General features: G+C 71.1%; 15 protein-coding genes and 1 tRNA gene. 5 read left to right on the top strand and 11 right to left on the bottom strand.

Translation table 11 applies throughout. The annotated features are described in order from the left end of the window. Positions 1-25 precede the first annotated feature (25 nt). The 6 genes from pth to ABTX60_RS13095 all read right to left on the bottom strand — a co-directional run bounded on the left by pth (position 26) and on the right by ABTX60_RS13095 (position 5,126). A complete protein-coding gene (pth, locus tag ABTX60_RS13120; protein WP_352097142.1) occupies positions 26-628 on the bottom strand; it encodes an aminoacyl-tRNA hydrolase in 603 nt (200 codons plus the stop codon). Between the two features lie 74 nt (positions 629-702). After that, positions 703-1,299, bottom strand: coding sequence for a 50S ribosomal protein L25/general stress protein Ctc (locus ABTX60_RS13115; protein ID WP_352097141.1), 597 nt, complete (start codon positions 1,297-1,299; stop codon positions 703-705). Positions 1,300-1,477: 178 nt separating this feature from the next. Further along, the gene (locus tag ABTX60_RS13110; protein WP_350705488.1) at positions 1,478-2,458 is read right to left on the bottom strand and encodes a ribose-phosphate diphosphokinase; all 981 of its coding nucleotides are present in this window, start codon (positions 2,456-2,458) and stop codon (positions 1,478-1,480) included. Positions 2,459-2,593: 135 nt separating this feature from the next. After that, on the bottom strand, positions 2,594-4,042 hold the full coding sequence (glmU, locus tag ABTX60_RS13105) for a bifunctional UDP-N-acetylglucosamine diphosphorylase/glucosamine-1-phosphate N-acetyltransferase GlmU (protein ID WP_352097140.1): 1,449 nt from the start codon (positions 4,040-4,042) through the stop codon (positions 2,594-2,596). A gap of 122 nt (positions 4,043-4,164) precedes the next feature. After that, positions 4,165-4,237, bottom strand: a tRNA-Gln gene (locus tag ABTX60_RS13100). A gap of 22 nt (positions 4,238-4,259) precedes the next feature. After that, positions 4,260-5,126 (bottom strand): hypothetical protein, encoded by an 867-nt coding sequence (locus ABTX60_RS13095; protein ID WP_352097139.1) that lies wholly within the window; start codon positions 5,124-5,126, stop codon positions 4,260-4,262. A gap of 168 nt (positions 5,127-5,294) precedes the next feature. Here ABTX60_RS13095 and ABTX60_RS13090 point away from each other — a divergent pair, with 168 nt between their 5' ends. Next, positions 5,295-6,611: a sensor histidine kinase gene (locus ABTX60_RS13090; protein WP_352097138.1), complete on the top strand. Its 1,317-nt coding sequence runs from the start codon at positions 5,295-5,297 to the stop codon at positions 6,609-6,611. 26 nt (positions 6,612-6,637) lie between these two features. Here ABTX60_RS13090 and ABTX60_RS13085 read toward each other — a convergent pair whose 3' ends face one another. Beyond that, positions 6,638-7,132 (bottom strand): SUKH-3 domain-containing protein, encoded by a 495-nt coding sequence (locus ABTX60_RS13085; protein WP_352097137.1) that lies wholly within the window; start codon positions 7,130-7,132, stop codon positions 6,638-6,640. 91 nt (positions 7,133-7,223) lie between these two features. After that, positions 7,224-7,841, bottom strand: a complete 618-nt coding sequence (locus ABTX60_RS13080; protein WP_352097136.1) for a YwqJ-related putative deaminase — start codon at positions 7,839-7,841, stop codon at positions 7,224-7,226. Between the two features lie 378 nt (positions 7,842-8,219). On the opposite strand from ABTX60_RS13080, the gene ABTX60_RS13075 reads away from it, so the two are divergent. The 4 genes from ABTX60_RS13075 to ABTX60_RS13060 all read left to right on the top strand — a co-directional run bounded on the left by ABTX60_RS13075 (position 8,220) and on the right by ABTX60_RS13060 (position 13,895). Further along, positions 8,220-9,224 carry an SMI1/KNR4 family protein gene (locus ABTX60_RS13075; RefSeq protein WP_352097135.1) on the top strand — a complete coding sequence of 335 codons (1,005 nt, stop codon included), beginning with the start codon at positions 8,220-8,222 and terminating at the stop codon, positions 9,222-9,224. An 8-nt stretch (positions 9,225-9,232) separates the two neighbouring features. Beyond that, positions 9,233-12,235, top strand: coding sequence for an SUKH-4 family immunity protein (locus ABTX60_RS13070; protein ID WP_352097134.1), 3,003 nt, complete (start codon positions 9,233-9,235; stop codon positions 12,233-12,235). A 168-nt stretch (positions 12,236-12,403) separates the two neighbouring features. Continuing rightward, positions 12,404-12,865, top strand: coding sequence for a carboxymuconolactone decarboxylase family protein (locus ABTX60_RS13065; protein WP_352097133.1), 462 nt, complete (start codon positions 12,404-12,406; stop codon positions 12,863-12,865). A 142-nt stretch (positions 12,866-13,007) separates the two neighbouring features. After that, positions 13,008-13,895 (top strand): coiled-coil domain-containing protein, encoded by an 888-nt coding sequence (locus ABTX60_RS13060; RefSeq protein ID WP_352097132.1) that lies wholly within the window; start codon positions 13,008-13,010, stop codon positions 13,893-13,895. 377 nt (positions 13,896-14,272) lie between these two features. Here the strand turns inward: ABTX60_RS13060 and ABTX60_RS13055 are convergent, their stop codons facing one another. The 3 genes from ABTX60_RS13055 to ABTX60_RS13045 form a co-directional block, all read right to left on the bottom strand. Further along, entirely contained in the window at positions 14,273-15,886 is a 1,614-nt protein-coding gene (locus ABTX60_RS13055; protein ID WP_352097131.1) for a sodium/solute symporter, read from the bottom strand. Next, complete coding sequence (locus ABTX60_RS13050; protein ID WP_352097130.1) at positions 15,883-16,332, bottom strand: DUF485 domain-containing protein; 450 nt, start codon at positions 16,330-16,332, stop codon at positions 15,883-15,885. Before ABTX60_RS13050 ends, ABTX60_RS13055 begins: the two co-directional genes overlap by 4 nt. Positions 16,333-16,492: 160 nt before the next feature. Then, positions 16,493-17,023 (bottom strand): GNAT family N-acetyltransferase, encoded by a 531-nt coding sequence (locus ABTX60_RS13045; protein ID WP_352097129.1) that lies wholly within the window; start codon positions 17,021-17,023, stop codon positions 16,493-16,495. Between the last annotated feature and the right edge of the window lie 17 nt (positions 17,024-17,040).

Raw genomic sequence — 17,040 nt, 5'->3', positions numbered from 1 at the left:
CCCGTCAACCTCGGTGGGTGACAAGTCAGGAGTTGTACGAGCTTTGCGCCCGCTCCAACCCCTCGATCACCAGACACTCCACCGCATCCGCCGCCCGGTCCACGAAGTAGTCCAGCTCCTTGCGCTCCGACGACGAGAAATCCTTCAGCACGAAATCCGCCACCGGCATCCGCCCCGGCGGCCGCCCGATCCCGAACCGCACCCGGTGATACTCCGCACCGAACGCCTTCGTCATCGACTTCAGCCCGTTGTGCCCGTTGTCCCCGCCACCCAGCTTCAGCCGCAGCACCCCGTAGTCGATGTCCAGCTCGTCATGCACCGCCACCACATGATCCACCGGCACCTTGTAGAAATCCCGCAGCGCGTTCACCGGCCCACCCGACAGGTTCATATACGACATCGGCTTCGCCAGAACCACCCGCCGGTTCAACGGCCCAGGCGGCCCGATCCGGCCCTCCACGACCTGCGCCTGCGCCCGCCCGGCCCGCTTGAACCTCCCCCCGACCCGGTCCGCCAGCAGATCGGCCACCATGAAACCCACGTTGTGCCGGTTCCCCGCATACTCCGGCCCCGGATTGCCCAGCCCCACGATCAGCCACGGAGCGGCCGCATCGGTCGTCACGTCCAAATCTCCTTCACACATACGCGTCGGCCGCTGCCCCGCACGGGAACAGCGGCCGACAAAAACGACGACGCAGAGGATCAGGCCTCGGCGGCCTCTTCACCCTCGGTCTCTTCGCCCTCCGCGGCCTCCTCGGCCTGCGCGGCCAGGACCTGCAGGACGACGGCGTCCTCCTCGACGGCCAGCGTCGTGCCCTTCGGCAGCGTGATGTCCTTCGCGAGGATGGAGTCACCCGCCGCAAGACCCTCGATGGAGACGGTCACGGACTCCGGGATGTGCGTGGCCTCGGCCTCGACCGGCAGCGCGTTCAGCACGTGCTCCAGGAGGAAGCCACCCGGGGCCAGCTCACCCTCGGTGTGGACGTAGATGTCGACGTTGACCCGCTCGCCGCGCTTCACCAGCAGCAGGTCCACGTGCTCCAGGAAGCCCTTCAGCGGGTCACGCTGCACCGACTTCGGAATCGCCAGCTCGTTCGTCTTGCCGTCGATGTCCAGCGCGATCAGCACGTTCGGCGTACGCAGCGCCATCAGCAGGTCGTGACCCGGCAGGGTCAGGTGCAGCGGGTCCGAACCGTGCCCGTACAGGACACCCGGAACCTTGTCTTCACGACGGATACGGCGAGCGGCACCCTTGCCGAACTCGGTGCGCGTCGCGGCGGAGATCTTCACCTCGGACATAGTCACTCCTCGAAATCAGAACGGACGTGGTCACCCGGCCACGAACGGCCTGCTACGAAGAGCGCGTCGATAACGGACCACCGCATCCCGAAACGGGAACGGCCTCCCTCGCCGAGCAACTGCAGCAGTCTACTCGGAAGGGGAGGCCGCACCCAAAAGGATCTCTACCGCAGGATCTCTACTGCTCGTCGAACAGGCTCGTCACCGAACCGTCCTCGAACACCTCACGCACCGCACTCGCGATCGTCGGCGCGATCGACAGCACCGAGATCTTCTCCAGATCCCGGCCCAGCTCACCCGGCGTCGGCAGCGTGTCCGTGAACACGAACTCACTCACCCGCGAGTTCTTCAGCCGGTCCGCCGCAGGACCCGACAGCACACCATGCGTCGCCGTCACGATCACGTCCTCCGCACCGTGCGCGAACAGCGCGTCCGCCGCGGCACAGATCGTCCCACCGGTGTCGATCATGTCGTCCACCAGCACACACACGCGACCCTTCACCTCACCCACGACCTCGTGGACGGTGACCTGGTTCGCGACGTCCTTGTCACGCCGCTTGTGCACGATCGCCAGCGGCGCACCCAGCCGGTCGCACCAGCGGTCCGCGACCCGCACCCGACCCGCGTCCGGCGACACCACCGTCAGCTTCTCCCGGTCCACCTTACGGCCCACGTAGTCCGCCAGCAGCGGCAACGCGAACAGGTGGTCCACCGGACCGTCGAAGAAGCCCTGGATCTGGTCCGTGTGCAGATCCACCGTCAGGATCCGGTCCGCACCCGCCGTCTTCATCATGTCCGCGATCAGACGCGCCGAAATCGGTTCACGCCCACGGTGCTTCTTGTCCTGCCGCGCGTAACCGTAGAACGGCACGATGACCGTGATGGAGCGGGCCGACGCACGCTTCAGCGCGTCGATCATGATCAACTGCTCCATGATCCACTTGTTGATCGGAGCCGTGTGGCTCTGGATCAGGAAACAGTCCGCACCACGCGCCGACTCCTGATAACGCACATAGATCTCACCGTTGGCGAAGTCGAAGGCCTTCGTCGGGACAACCCCGACACCCAGCTGTTGGGCGACCTCCTCCGCAAGCTCGGGGTGGGCGCGGCCGGAGAAGAACATCAACTTCTTCTCGCCGGTCGTCTTGATCCCGGTCACAGCACTGTCTCCTCAGAGGTGTCGCAGCTAGGTGTCGAGAAACCTCGCAGCCGGCTTGCCGGAGGCCGTCTCAGCTGGTGGGGGTGCGGGTGTGCACTTATCACCGTACGCCGTGTTTCAGGCATCGGTTTCCGGTCAGCCCTCGCCGGCCGACTCCCGGGAAGCCGCCTCAGCCGCCTTCGCAGCCGCGCTCCCCGGACGCTTCCGAGCCACCCAACCCTCGATATTCCGCTGCTGACCACGGGCCACGGCCAACGAACCCGCCGGCACATCCTTCGTGATCACCGACCCCGCAGCGGTGTACGCACCGTCCCCCACCGTGACAGGCGCCACAAACATGTTGTCCGAGCCCGTCCGGCAATGCGAACCGATGGTCGTGTGGTGCTTCTCCTGCCCGTCGTAGTTCACGAACACGCTCGCGGCACCGATGTTGGTCTGCTCACCGATCGTCGCGTCCCCCACGTACGACAGGTGCGGCACCTTCGTCCCGTCCCCGATCGACGCGTTCTTCGTCTCGACGTACGTCCCGATCTTGCCCTTCACACCGAGCCGCGTCCCCGGACGCAGATACGCGAACGGCCCCACCGTCGCCTCCGCGCCGACCTCGGCGCCCGACGCCACGGTGTTGTCCACCCGAGCCCCCGCACCCACACGGGTGTCGGTCAGCCGGCAGTTCGGCCCGACCTCCGCACCCTCCGCCAGGTGCGTCGCGCCGTGCAGCTGCGTGCCCGGGTGAACGACGGCGTCCTGCTCGAACGTAACGGTGACGTCGATCCAGGTCGTGGCCGGATCGACGACGGTCACGCCTGCCAGCATCGCCTCCGTGAGGAGACGGTCGTTCAGAATCCGCCGCGCCTCCGACAACTGCACACGGTTGTTGATCCCGGCGATCTCACGGTGATCACCGGCCACCGACGCCCCCACCCGGTGCCCCGCCTCACGCAGGATCCCGAGCACATCCGTCAGGTACTCCTCGCCCTGACTGTTGTCCGTCCGCACCTTCTTCAGCGCGTCCGCCAGCAACTGCCCGTCGAACGCGAACACACCCGAGTTGATCTCACGGATCGACCGCTGCGCGTCGGAGGCGTCCTTGTGCTCGACGATGGCGGTGACGGCCCCGGTGGCCTCGTCCCGGACGATCCGCCCGTACCCCGTCGCGTCCGGCACCTCGGCGGTCAGCACGGTGACCGCGTTGCCGTCGGCGGAGTGCGTCTCGGCGAGGGCCCGCAGGGTGGCGCCGGTCAGCAGGGGAGTGTCCCCGCACACGACCACAACGGTCCCGTCGACGGACCCGCCCAGCTCCTCCAGGCCCATCCGCACGGCATGCCCGGTGCCGTTCTGCTCCGCCTGCACGGCGGTACGCACGTCGGGGGCGATCTCACCGAGATGGGCGGTGACCTTCTCACGGGCGTGGCCGACCACGACGACCAGGTGTTCGGGCTGCAGCTCGCCGGCGGAGGCGAGGACATGACCCACGAGACTGCGACCGCAGAGCTCGTGCAGGACCTTGGGTGTGGCCGACTTCATACGGGTGCCCTCACCCGCTGCGAGAACGACGACGGCTGCCGGGCGGTTGGCGCTCACGGGATGCCCTTCGGCTGTGGATGGGGTGGGGTGACATCCGCAGGATACCGGGGGGTTTTGTGGGGGCATGGGTTCGGGCCCTGACTGAGGTGTGATCAGTCAGGGCCCGAACCGAGCATGGGCTCCCCCGCCAGGACTCGAACCCGGACAGATGGCACCAAAAGCCACAGTGCTTACCAATTACACCACGGGGGAACGGATCGGCTAAACCGGACATTTAGCCGGGCCGCCGATCGGCGCCTCCTACTATGCCGTACCAGGCGCCTTCCATGCGACGATACAAGTCAGCGCTCCTGGTGACGTAGATGGCCAGGCAGCCTCGGTACGAGTCACCCACATTCTTGCGAAGTGTCTTGGGGTTGTGCTTCTTGAGGGTCGTGCCTTGGAAGGCTGCGGCGTTCACTCCGACAAGCTCGGCCCAGTAGGCCTCGGCTTCCCCCACATCCGCCGACTCATGGATGTACACGCGGAATCGAAGGCGGTCGCGCTCGACGTCCAGCGACTCGAGCCAGCGCACGTAAAAGCGGATGACGTTCGGATCGCTGTTGATGAACTGGAGGTTCTCACGGCGCTGTCGGCTATGCGCCTTGTCCTTGGCGCCCTCTGCCCAGTAGAGGACGACTCCTGCCAGGAACAGCTCGCGGTGAGAAAGCTCGCCGATCGCCTGCTTGGCGGCCTCCTTGGTCTGCTGTCGTTCCTCGTCGCGCACCGCCAGTTCGTGCTCCCACCTCCGTTGCGCCGCCAGCTTCGCCTGCTCTGTCGGGTCGCGACGCTCTGGCTTAGGTAGATCCCGTACCCACAATGAGATCGAACTCTTCGAGCAGCCCAGCTCCACCTCGATCTGGTCGTACGTCCACCCCTGGAGGCGGAGCTCCCTCGCCTTCTCCCTCAGGTCGTCCTTCGCCCGGGGGCGTTTCGTCCAGGCCGGGGGCGGTTCGCCCTTGACGAGTTGGTTGAGGATGTCGTTGTTGTAGATCTTCAGCTCGTCTCGGATCTGGCGGAGGCTGAGGCCCTGGCGGCGGAGTGTCACCGCCTTCTCTCGTAGTCCCTCGAAGTCCGCGTACTTGCCGGGTGCATGTGTCATACGCATACCGTCCGGGCGGAATGGCCCCCTCCGGGGTCGAACGGTGTGCGATTCAGCAGTTCGAGGGATATCGGGTGGTATCGCAGCCGAACGGTCACGGAGTGTGGTGTAGGCCAGTCCGGGAAATGGGACGGAAAACCGGCGGGGGCCGCCCGTAGGCTGGGATGCATGACCGCGACGGGGGAAGACCATGTGACGGCCCGGGGAGGGCCGTGGTGGTGGGCCAGGCGGCGTAGTGCCGTGTTCGATGTGAGTCTGGCCGTGGTGTCCGCGCTGGAGTGCGCGCTGGAGGGGATCCCGTTCGCCAGGGATGCCGGGATCCCGATGGCCGTGGGGGTCGCCTTCGGGCTGTTGGCCGGTTCCGTGCTGCTCGTGCGGCGGCGGTGGCCGATCGCCGTGGTGCTGGTGTCGATCGCCATCACGCCGGCCGAGATGGGTTTCCTGATGGGGGTCGTCGGCCTGTACACGCTGGCCGCGGCCGAGCTGCCCCGGCGGATCATCGGCTCGCTGGCGGGGATGTCGCTGGTGGGGACGCTGATCGTGACGTTCGTGAAGACGCAGCAGGACATGTCGCGGGGGGATCTGGAGATAGGGGACTGGTTCGTCCCCTTCGCTGCGATCACGATGTCGCTGGGCTTCACGGCGCCTCCCGTGCTGCTGGGTCTGTATGTGGGGGCGCGGCGGCGGCTGATGGAGAGCCTGCGGGAGCGGGCGGACAGTCTGGAGCGGGAGCTTCAGTTGCTGGCGGAGCGGGCGGAGGAGCGGGCCGAGTGGGCCCGGAGCGAGGAGCGGACGCGGATCGCGCGGGAGATGCACGACGTGGTCGCGCACCGGGTGAGTCTGATGGTGGTGCATGCGGCGGCGTTGCAGGCGGTGGCGCGGAAGGATCCGGAGAAGGCCGTCAAGAACGCCGCGCTGGTGGGGGACATGGGGCGGCAGGCGCTGACGGAGCTGCGGGAGATGCTCGGGGTGCTGCGCAGTGGTGGGGACGGGCTGCGTGAGCGTGCGGCTTCGACGTCGGCGTCGGCGTCGGTGCCGTTGGCGGCGGTGGGGGTGGCTGCGGCCGCGGCGGCTTCGCGCGTGGCGGACGACGACGGTCCGTGTCTGGCCGAGATCGAGGAGCTGGTGGGGCAGTCGGCTGCCGCGGGGATGGTGGTGGCGTTGTCGGTGGAGGGGGATGTGCGGTCGTATGCGCCGCTGGTGGAGCAGACGGCGTATCGGGTGGTGCAGGAGGCGTTGACGAACGTCCACAAGCACGCGGCCGGGGCGAAGACGTATGTGAGGTTGGCGCATCGGGTGTCGGAGATCGCGATGCAGGTGGAGAACGAGCCCGCTGAGGAGGCGGCGTCGTCGGCGCGGTTGCCGTCCGGGGGGAACGGGCTGGTGGGGATGAGGGAGCGGGTGTCGGCGCTGGGTGGGGTGTTCGTGTCGGGGCCGACGGATGCGGGGGGTTTTCGGGTGTCGGCGGTGATTCCGGCGTCGTAGCCCGTCTGTTCGGTGTCGGCCGGTGGTCAGCCGGTGGTGAGGCGTGGGGGCGCGGTGCCGGTGACGAGGGTGGCGAGGGCGTGGTCGATGTCGGGGCCGAGGTACCAGTCGCCGGTGTGGTCGAGGGTGTAGACGCGGCCGTCGGTGTCGATGGCGAGGAGGGCCTGGCTGTCGGTTTCGACGCCGAGGGGGCAGACGTCGGTGCCGAGGGCGCGGCCGAGGTCGCCGAGGGTGCGAGCCATGTGGAGGCCGTGCAGCGGGTCGAGGTGGAGGGTGGCGGGGGCGACCTGGCGGCCGGGGCCGGTGGGGGTGATGTGCAGTCCGCCGAATTCGGCCCAGGCCTCGACGGCGGCGGGGAAGACGGTGTGACGGTGGCCTGCGGGGGAGGTGTGGTCGCGCAGGGCGTCGGCCCAGATCTCGGCTTGTTTGATGTCCCAGCGTCCGGGTTGCCAGCCGGCGGCGCGCAGGGCGGCGTCGACGGGTACGGCGAAGCGGGTGCTGGAGGTGCGGTCGGTGTGCATCTGCCCTTCGTCTCGTCGAGGTCATGGGGTGGCGCGGGTGCGTGTGGGCGCGCGCCGGTTGCGTGGTGGTGCGGTGTGGGGGTGGGGGGCGTCAGTTGTTCTGGGACGCGGGGTCGACTATGCGGACGCCGAAGTGGGCGCTGAGCGCGGTGCAGGCGCGGCAGGGGGTGGCGAAGCTGCCGTGGAGGGGGTCGCCGTCCTCGCGGATGCGTCGGGCGGTGAGTTTGGCCTGCTTGAGGGCTTTGCGCGCTTCGCCGTTGGTCATGGGTTTGCGTGCGGCGCGTTTGCTGCGTGCGGCGTCGGCGGCGGTGATGTGGCGGGAGATGAGGATGGTTTCGGCGCAGCGGCCGGTGTAGCGGTCGCGTTGGGCGCTGGGGAGGGTGTCGAGGAAGTCCTGGACGAGGGGGTGCAGGGCGGGGGGCGTGTCGGCGCGGGCGGCGGTGCCGGTGAGGGTGGCGCCTCGGACGGAGAGGGCGGCGGCGATGGTGGGGAGGATGCCGTCGCGGCGGTGGCGGAGGGCGGGGGCGTGGGTGGTCTCGGTGGTGCTCCAGCCGATGCGGGGGTCGCCGCCTCTGGGGTCGCCGTTTCGTGGATCGGCGTTTCGCGGGTCGCCCGCCAGGGGGCCGGTGTCGCGGTTGCCGCCTCTGGGGTCGCCGTTTCGTGGGTCGGTGGACCTGCCGGTGTGTGGTCCCGTCTGCGTCGCGTTCATGATCGTCTTCCCCTCCGTGCATCCCCCCGGGGGTCACAGACTGCCAAATGCCGTGGCAGGTGCGGAAGCTGGGGCGCGGCGACACGCCCGTAGCGGGGTGTGCCGTCACGGTGGGGTGACGGCTGGTCACGGAAGCGGAGGGGGTGCCGACCGGTGCCGGTGACCGGTGTCGTCGTACCGCATAGGCTGTCGGCACCGTGGGCGATGCGGTGATCCGTTCGGGGTTCGATGCAGTGAACCGGAGGGGGCATCCGTGAGGTCGGCGCGTGCGGTGAAGTGCAGAGAAGTCGAGACAACAGACGTGACAGTCGATACGGGTCGTAGTGCGCCGAGGGTGGTCAATACGGGTCGTACAGAGTGCCGCAGGGGGCAACCGCCATGACGACAGGTCGGCTCGGGCAGCAAGCCGCGCCGCCGAACGCGGCCTACGCCGGGCAGGTCGTGCATTTCCCGGATCCGGTCCGGGCGGCCCGTCACCCGAGAGGGGTACGGGTCGACGAGCACGGTTACCCCGACTTCTCGGCTTACGCGCGGGCGGCCGCGGAGATCGCGGAGCCGCCGGAGGGTTTCGGTGTCGACGAGTTGCGGCTGACGGACTACGTGTCGGCGAACACGGCGTTGTCGGCGTCGGGCCACGAGTTGTGGGACACGGTGCCGGCGGTGGCGACGCCGCACGGCTGGACGTGGCACCACGTGGTGGGCACGCGGCGGCTGGAGCTGGTTCCGGTCGAGGTGAAGGCGCTGTTGCGGCATCACGGGGGTGTGACGACGTCGGGCGTCGACCATGCCAAGCGGGGCACGCGGCCGTTGCAGGAGACGCGTCCGGCGCATTTCGGGCTGCCGAAGTCGGGTGTGGCCGTGACGGAGTCGCAGGTGCAGGGCGTGGAGGAGGACCTCGGCTACCGGCTGCCGGGTGCGTACCGGTCGTTCCTGAAGGCGGCGGGCGGGTGCGCGCCGGTGGGTGCCGCGCTGGACGCGGAGCTGGGGCTGCTGGTGGACCAGCCGTTCTTCACGGTGCGCGACGAGGCGGCGGTCAATGACCTGGTGTACGTCAACAAGTGTCTGCGTGACCATCTGACCAAGGACTATCTGGGGATCGCGTTCGTCCAGGGCGGGCTGCTGGCCGTGAAGGTGAAGGGCGAGCGGATCGGTTCGGTGTGGTTCTGCGCGTACGACGACGCGCGGGACGCGGATTCCTCGGTGCCGCCGGCGGAGCGGGTGGAGCGGTTGTTGCTGCCGTGCGGGGACGATTTCGACGTCTTCCTTTCGCGGCTGGCGGGCAATCCGCCGGAGTTGGAGACGGTGGCGAACCTGATGGTGGACGGCGGGTTCGCGCGTGTGGTGCCGGTGGGCGCTGTGTCGTCCTCGGCTGTGGGGGAGTGAGGTCGGCGATGGTGACCTTCGCGCAGGCGCAGGAGCGCGCCGAAGAGTGGATCAACGGGGATGTGCCGTCGTACCAGCATCGTGAGGTGCGGGTGCGGGAGTTCGACCTCGGGTTCGTGGTGTGGGCCGAGGACCGGGCGGACGGGCCGCGCTCGGACGGTGGTGCGCAGCGGCTGGTGATCGCGCGGGACAGCGGCGAGGCGACGTTGTGGCCCGGGCTGCCGGTGGGTGAGGTGATCCGCCGGTACGAGGAGGAGTACGGCCGTCCGGACGCGGCGGAGGAGCCGGCCTCGGCGGCGCCTGCGGCGCGGGTGGATCTGAATCAGACGTCGTTCCTGCTGACTCCGCCGGAGTGGTTGCAGGACGCGGCGGACAAGCTGGGGATTCAGGATCGGCGGGGTACCGGTACGGGTGCAGGGGCCGAGGCTCAGGCGGCTTCTGCTGCTGGGGATTCGAGTTCCGGGTCTGCTGCCGGCCCTGCTTCCGGTTCCGGTTCGGCGGTCGGCGGGGGCCCGGTGACTCCTGCGCAAGGAGCGCCCGCCGCGCCGGGGAGTGGTGCGTCGTGGCCGGCGGCCGGGGGCGAGGACTCCGGGACCGACGCGGGTGTTTCCGGGGCTCCGGCGGCGCCGGGCGCGCCGGAGGGGGCGACGCCCTGGGCCGGTACGGACACCACCGCGGACGCGGGTGACGACCGTTCCGTGCCGCTGCCGGCGACGGTGTTCGCGCCGCCGCTGAGCGAGGCCGACGGCGACACTCCGCCGCCCTCGACGCCTGAGGCCAAGACGACTCTGATGTCGGGCGGCAGTCAGCTTCCGCCGACGGCGCTGTCGCCGGCGGTCGGCGACCCGAACGCGCAGGGCCCGGGGGCGGCGCCCGCGCCCGCCGGCCCGGGGTACGGCTATCCGGCGGCTCCGGGGATGCCGGGGATGCCGGGGACGCCGCCCGGTGGTGTGCCGCAGGGCAGCACGCCTCCGCCCGTGCCCGGCGGACAGCCGTACGGGTATCCGCAGCAGCCGGGGAGCACGCCGCCGCACGGGAGTACGCCGCCGGCCGCCGCGCCGGGTGGGGCGACGTACGGGTATCCGCAAGGCGCCGCCGGCGCCGCGGGTGGGGCAGGCCCGGCCGCTTCCGGTCCCGCTTCCGCCGGTGTGCCGCAGCCGCCGGCCGGGCCGGGGGCCGCTGCGAACGCCGCGGACATCGCCGACGCCGCGACCAGCAAGGCGGCGCCGCCGCCCGGGCGCCGGGGTGCGGGTCCGTCCACTCCGCCCCCGCCGGGCGCCCCGGGGACGCCCGGTGCTCACCGGGGCGGTACGCCGCCGCCGTCGGGGCCCGGGGCGTCGGGCACTCCCGCGGGCGGTTACGTCCCCACGCAGATGGTGTCGGCGCTCGGACCCGACGGCCCGGGCGGGCCCGGGGCCTCTTCGGGTACGGGCGTGCCGATGCCGCCGCCCGGGGCTCCTGTTGCCCCGGGTGCGCCGGGCGTTACGCAGGCGGGCCCGGGGGCTCCCGGCACGCCGAACCAGCCCGGTCCTCCGGGCGCTCCGCAGCCTCCCGGCGCCCCGGGCGGTACGCCGCCCGGCGGTGTCCACCACGCCGCCACGATGCTCGCCGACCCCGCCCGGATGGGCCCGGGGGCGCCGCAGCCGCCGGGTCCGCCGGGAGCTCCCGCCGCTCCTGGCGCCCCGCAGCCTCCGGGCGCTCCCAACCCGCCCGGCGCGCCGGGCGTTCCGCGGCCTCCGGGTGCCCCGGGGGCTCCTGGTGCTCCCGGCGGCCCGGGGCCCGTGCACCACGCGGAGACCATGCTGGCCGCGCCCCCGGCGGGCGGGCCCGGCGTGCCTCCGCCGCCGCAGGCGCCCGGCGCGCCACCGGCCGCCCCGGGTGCTGCCCCGGGCGCCCCCGGTACGCCCGGTGCACAGCCGATGCCGCCCGGCATGCCGCCCGGTGCCATGCCGCCCGGCGCCATGCCCCCGGGTGCGGTGCCGCCGCCCGGGCCCGGGCAGCCGCCGGCGTACGGCTATCCGCAGCAGCCCACCGGGCAGCCGACCGTCGGCCCCGGCTACCAGGCCGTGCTGCGCTACCGCGCGCAGGACGGTTCCGAGCAGCAGCTGATCCGGCGTTCGGCGCCGGGCACGCCGCACCCGGAGTGGCAGATCTTCCACGAGCTGCGGGCCATGAACGTGCCCCCGGACCAGGTGCTGGAGCTGCACACCGAGCTGGAGTCGTGCGAGCTGCCGGGTGCGTACTGCGCGCGGATGATCCGGGAGCAGTGGCCGCAGGCGCGGATCACGAGCATCGCGCCGTACGGCACGGACCATGCGAGCCGGCAGCAGGGCATGCAGCAGCTGCTGGCCCACCAGGGCGAGTTGCACCAGGTGGCGGACGGCCCGGCGCGTCCGGCTCCGGTGCGTGCGCCGCTGCCGCCGGTGCAGGCGGCTCCGCCGATTCCGCCGGAGGCCATCGGGCAGGAGCTCGGGGCCGCGTTCGGGCCGGGAGTGTTCCGGTTCGAGCAGGCCGCCGTGTCGCGGCAGGGTGTGCCGCCGATCGTGGCGCACACGCTGGTGGCGGCCGGACTGCCGATGGACATGGGCCCGTTCTTCTGGGCGCAGGCCCAGCCGGGGCGGCCCGTTCCGACGCTGGCCGAGCTGGCGGCCGAGCGCGGGGTGCAGCCGGCCTCGGACGCGGGCTCCTATCTGGTGATGGGCAGCGACTTCGGCAAGGCGATCTGCGTGCAGTACGGCACGGCGAACATCGTCGCCGTGCCGGTGGAGGCGGGGCCGGGCGGGGCGCCGGTGCCGCCGCAGTTCGTGAACACCGGGCTGCCGGAGTTCGCGCGCTGCCTCGCGCTGCTGGGGCGGATGTGGCGGCTGCGGTTCGGCCTGAACCAGGAGCAGGCGGGCCGCTGGACCGTCGACTTCCAGGCACAGCTGGCCGCGCTCGACCCGGCGGCGCTGGGGTCGCCGGAGAGCTGGTGGTCGGTCCTGCTGGAGGAGATGTGGGACGGACTGCTGTGACGCGTCGCCGCTGACGCGCCGTACGGAGCCGGGCCCGGTCGCTCACACGACCGGGTCCGGCTCTTTCGTACCCAGGTGAAAAATTCTCGCGCCGGGCTGTCACACCTCCCTCCGCCGTTCCGTCAGTGCAGTGACAGCGACGCACCGCCGACTCAGGAGGCAGAGATCATGCAGGCACGGATGACGAACCCGGCGTATGTCCTTTCCGGCGCGATGAAGGGCATCGGCACTCTCTTCCAGGCGATCGGGGAGGGCGGTCTGGCGCAGGACGTGGCGGAGATCGTCGGACTGCGCGCCAGTCAGATCAACGGCTGCGGGGCCTGCGTGCACGGTCACGTCGCCAATCTCCGCAAGAACGGGGTCAGCGAGGAGCGCATCGCGGCCGTCGCCGCCTGGCGGCACGCGCCCTTCTTCTCGGACGCCGAGCGCGCCGCCTTGAAGCTGGCCGAGGCGATGACGAGGCTTTCCGACCTCTCCGGGGAGCCGGTCCCGGACGCGCTGTGGGACGAGGTGGCCGACCACTTCGACGAGAAGGAGCTCTCCGCGCTGATCCTCACCGTCGCGGTCACCAACATGTTCAACCGCATCAACACGACAGTTCAGGAGCCCGCGGGCACCAACTGGGGCTGACGGGCATACGGGCCGGTCGTGGTTCCGTGACCTCTGTGCGGAGTGTCGCGTTATGCATGCTTCCGTCTGATCCACCAAGATGTGCGCGAAATCATCCCATTTCTAGCGCGACGTCACATCGGTGTGGTGGAGAGGGGTCCGGATGAGCGGCGCGACGGTGTCACCGCACGGCTTCACGGCCGTGCGGGGGCGCGGCTACCGTCCTGAGCAGGTCGACCAGTACGCCGAGGCCCTTTCCGCGGAGCGGGACGCGGCCTGGGAGAGGGCAGCCCGGCTGACGGTGCTCGCCCGGCAGATGGACGAGGAACTGGAGCTGCTGCGGGAGGACGTCGCCCGACTGGCCCCGCCTGACTACGAGACGCTCGGCGAGCGGGCCCTGCGGCTCTTCGAACTCGCCGAACAGGAGGCCGCGTCCGTGCAAGAGGGGGCACGCGCCGAGGCGCTGCACCTCCTGGACGGGGCGCGGGTGTCCGCGGCCGACGTGCGCGAGTCCGCCCAGACGCACGCCGAGGCCGTACGCGCCGACGCGGACGAACGCGTCCGGCAGCGGCTGCTCGCCGCGCACGCCGAGGCCGACGAGATCCTGGGCGCGGCCCGGCGTGAGGCGCAGGAGGAGCGGGGTGAGGCGCTGGCCGCGTTGCGGGAGATGCAGCAGCGCACTTCCGGGATGCTGGCCGAGCAGGCCAAGGAGCGCGCCCAGCGGTGGGCGGAGAAGGAACGGGCGGAGGCCGCCGGGGAGGCCGCGCTCGACACCGATTACAAGCGGGCGTTGACGGTCGCCCAGGACGCGTTGCACGAGGCGGAGCAGGCGTTCGCCGACGCGGAAGCAACCGCCCACGACCTGGAGGAGGAGGCCCGGGCCCACGCGGCGGAGTTGGTGGCCCAGGCTCACGAGCAGGTGGCGACCGTGGAGGAGGAAACGGACCGGCTCCTCCGCGAACACGCCGAGCAGCGCGACGACGCCCTGGCCCACATCGACCAGGTCCACGCCAGCCTGACGGACTGGGCGGGGCGGGCGGCGGCGGAGTGAGGCCCCGTGTCGTGGCGTGAGGTCCCGTGTCGTGGCGTGAGGCCCCGCGTCGTCACGTGACGCGCCGTCGGGGCCGGCCGTCGGGGCCGGGCGATCGGGGCCCGGGCGGTCGAGGTCGGGCGGGGCCTGGTGGCCGCCCCAGCCGCGTGCACCGGCCCTTCCCGACCACCGGCCCGCCGGGCCACCGGCCCTTCCCGGCCACCGGCCCGCCGGGCCACCGGCCCTTCCCGGCCACCGGCCCGCCGGACCGGCGGCACTGTCCAACCGCCGGCCCCGCACAGTTGGCGGCCCCGCCCAGCCGGTGGCCCCGCCTGGCCGCCGGCCTTGCTCAACCGCCGGCCCCGCAACGCGCGCGTCGGCTGCCGAGGCGTCCCCCGTCAGGGGTCCCTGCGGGCCGCGCCTGCCAGGATCCAGCCCTCCACCGCCTCGTACTGGTGGCGCTGTTCCTCCGACTGACGACGGCCGGAGGCCATCGTGCCCAGCCAGCCGCAGGCGAAGCCCAGGGGGATGGAGAGCAGGCCGGTGGTGGTGAACGGGAACCAGTTGAAGTCGGCCTCGGGGAAGGCCGAGACGGGTGAGCCGGAGACCAGGTTGGTGCCCGGCATCAGCAGCAGGACGGCCAGGGAGCCGCCGATGAGCGTGCTGAGCAGGCCCGTCCGTGTAAAGCGGCGCCAGAACAGGCTGTAGACCAGCGCGGGCGCGATGGCCGAGGCGCCCAGGCAGAAGGACAGCGTCACCAGCCACTGGAGGCTGCGATGCTGGACCTGGGTGGCCAGCAGGATCGCGGGGAGACCAACGGCCAGGGCCGACAGCCGCGCCACGGTCATCTCCCGGCGCGGTGACATCTCCTGAACCCGGGCCGCGAACACGTCGTGCGCGAGGGAGTTGGCGCAGGCCAGGATCATGCCGGCGACGGAGGCGAGCAGCGTGAGGAAGACCGCCGTCGTGACGGTCGTGAACAGGAACGTCTCCGCCGCCGACACGTCCGCTCCGAACGCCGCCTGCGATCCCAGCAGATACGCCGTGTTGCCCTGCGGGTCGACCTGCGCGATCAGCTCCCGTCCGACCAGCGCGGTCGCGCCGAAGCCGACGACCGTGATGACGAGCACGAACAGGGCCACGCCCGACACCGCCCAGGACATCGAGCGCCGTACCTGCCGGGCGCTGGAGGCCGTGTACATGCGCATGGTGACGTGCGGCAGCACACCACCGCCGAGGACGACAGTGAGCTGTGCGGTGATCATGTCCAGGTCGGGGGCGGGACCGCCGGAGAACTGCAGGCCCGAGGAGAGGAAGGCCGGGCCCACTCCGCTGTTCTCCGAGGCCGCGGCGAACAGGGCGCCCGGGTCCCAGTCGAAGCGGTTCAGGATCAGCACCGCGACCACCAGGCCGGAGCCGAGCAGCATCACGATCTTCAGGATCTGGATGAGGGCGGTGCCCTTCATGCCGCCGATCGCCGCGTAGCTGATCATCAGCGCGCCCACGCCGATGATGCAGCCCGTCTGCAGTGACTCGCCGGAGAAGCCGAGGATGAACGCCATCAGCTGACCGGTCCCCGCCAGCTGCACGAGCATCAGCGGCAGCAGCGCCGCCAGCGTCACCGCGCAGGCCGCTATGCGGACACCGCGTCCGGGCATGCGCCGGGTCAGCGCGTCGCCCATGGTGAAGCGGCCCGCGTTGCGCAGCGGTTCGGCCAGCAGGAACATCAGCAGCATCAGCGACAGGGCCGTACTCAGCGCCAGCACCACCCCGTCGTAGCCGAACAGCGCGATGACGCCGCCGGTGCCGAGGACGGTCGCTGCGGAGATGTAGTCGCCGGCGATCGCCAGGCCGTTGCGCATGGGCGACAGGGAGCCGTAGCCGGTGTAGAACTCGTCCAGGTCGTCCCGGTCCGGACCCGTCATCACGCACAGCAGCAGCGTGATCGTGGCGACGGCGGAGAAGCCGACCAGGGACATCGTCTGGGCGTTACCGCTGAAATCGGTGGTCATCGGGCGCCCTCCCGCCTCGCGTCCAGCTCCGACAGCTTGCGTATCCGGTCCGCGATCGGGTCGACGCGGCGGCGGGCCGTCTGCTCGTACAGGGCGATCGCCAGCCAGGTCACGGGGACCTGGACGATCGCGAGCAGCAGGCCGGTGGGCAGGCCGTCGGTGACGGTGCTCGTCATGAACGACGGCGCGAACGCCGACAGGATCAGGAAGAGGGTGAAGTAACCGAGCGCCGTGAGCGTGGCCACGCGCCGCTGCCAGCGGTAGGCGCTGCGCAGGACCCGCAGGTCGCTGTGGTGTCCCAGCGCGGTGTGGCGCTGGGGACGCCGACCGGCCGGCTCGGGCGCCTCCTGCGGGGCCCAGGGGTAGGTGTCGTACGTGTACGGGTCGTAGGGCGGGGACGGATCGGGTGGTCGGTACGGGTGGGACGGGGACGGGTCGTAGGACATCCCGGTGCTCCTTGCGAGGTGGGATCCGGTGCGGCGGGCCGCAGGGAGATGGGGGGCGGGAGCCACGCACGCTACTTCGGAGTAAGGGTCCTGCGCGAGGGTTTCGGCAAACTGATCGGTCGGTATGCGCTTACCTTTTTGACCTCGGGTGTTACCCGCGTTAACCCGATCTGGTCGGAGTCGCCCGGCCGTCGGGGACGGCGTCGAGGAGCCGGCGCTCGAAGCGGACCCCCGGCCGTCCGTCCACCGTCGTGTCCTCCACCCGGGTGAAGCCGCTGCGGGCCAGGACCCTCATGGAGGCCGGGTTGTCCAGGGTCGTGACCGCGGTCAGGGACGTCAGGCCGTAGTCGGTGGCGGCCAGTCGGCACACCTGTGCGACCGCTGCCGTCGCCACGCCCCGTCCGGCGGCCTGTTCGCCGATGCGGTAACCGAGTTCGGCGCTGCCGTCCACCAGGTCCATCAGGTTCACCCGGCCGATCAGTGCGCCGTCCTCCCCGAGAACCACATGGAAGCGGCACACGCGCGCGTGCTGCTCGTCGAGGAGCGCCCGGAGGCGTGCGGCGAACCCCGCCGGCGTGAAGAAGGCGTCCCCTCGGTCCGGCACCGTGCGGGCGAAGTACGCCCGGTTGTCCCGCTCGAAGGCCAGCAGCGCGTCCGCGTGATCCGCCCGCAGGGGCTCCAAGGTCACCATGGGCGAGAGGGTACGGA

The organism is Streptomyces sp. NPDC126510 (genome assembly GCF_040302345.1).
Taxonomy (GTDB): Bacteria; Actinomycetota; Actinomycetes; order Streptomycetales; family Streptomycetaceae; genus Streptomyces.
Note: the sequence above shows the minus strand (reverse complement) of the source record. Positions and strands in the feature narration are given on the sequence as shown.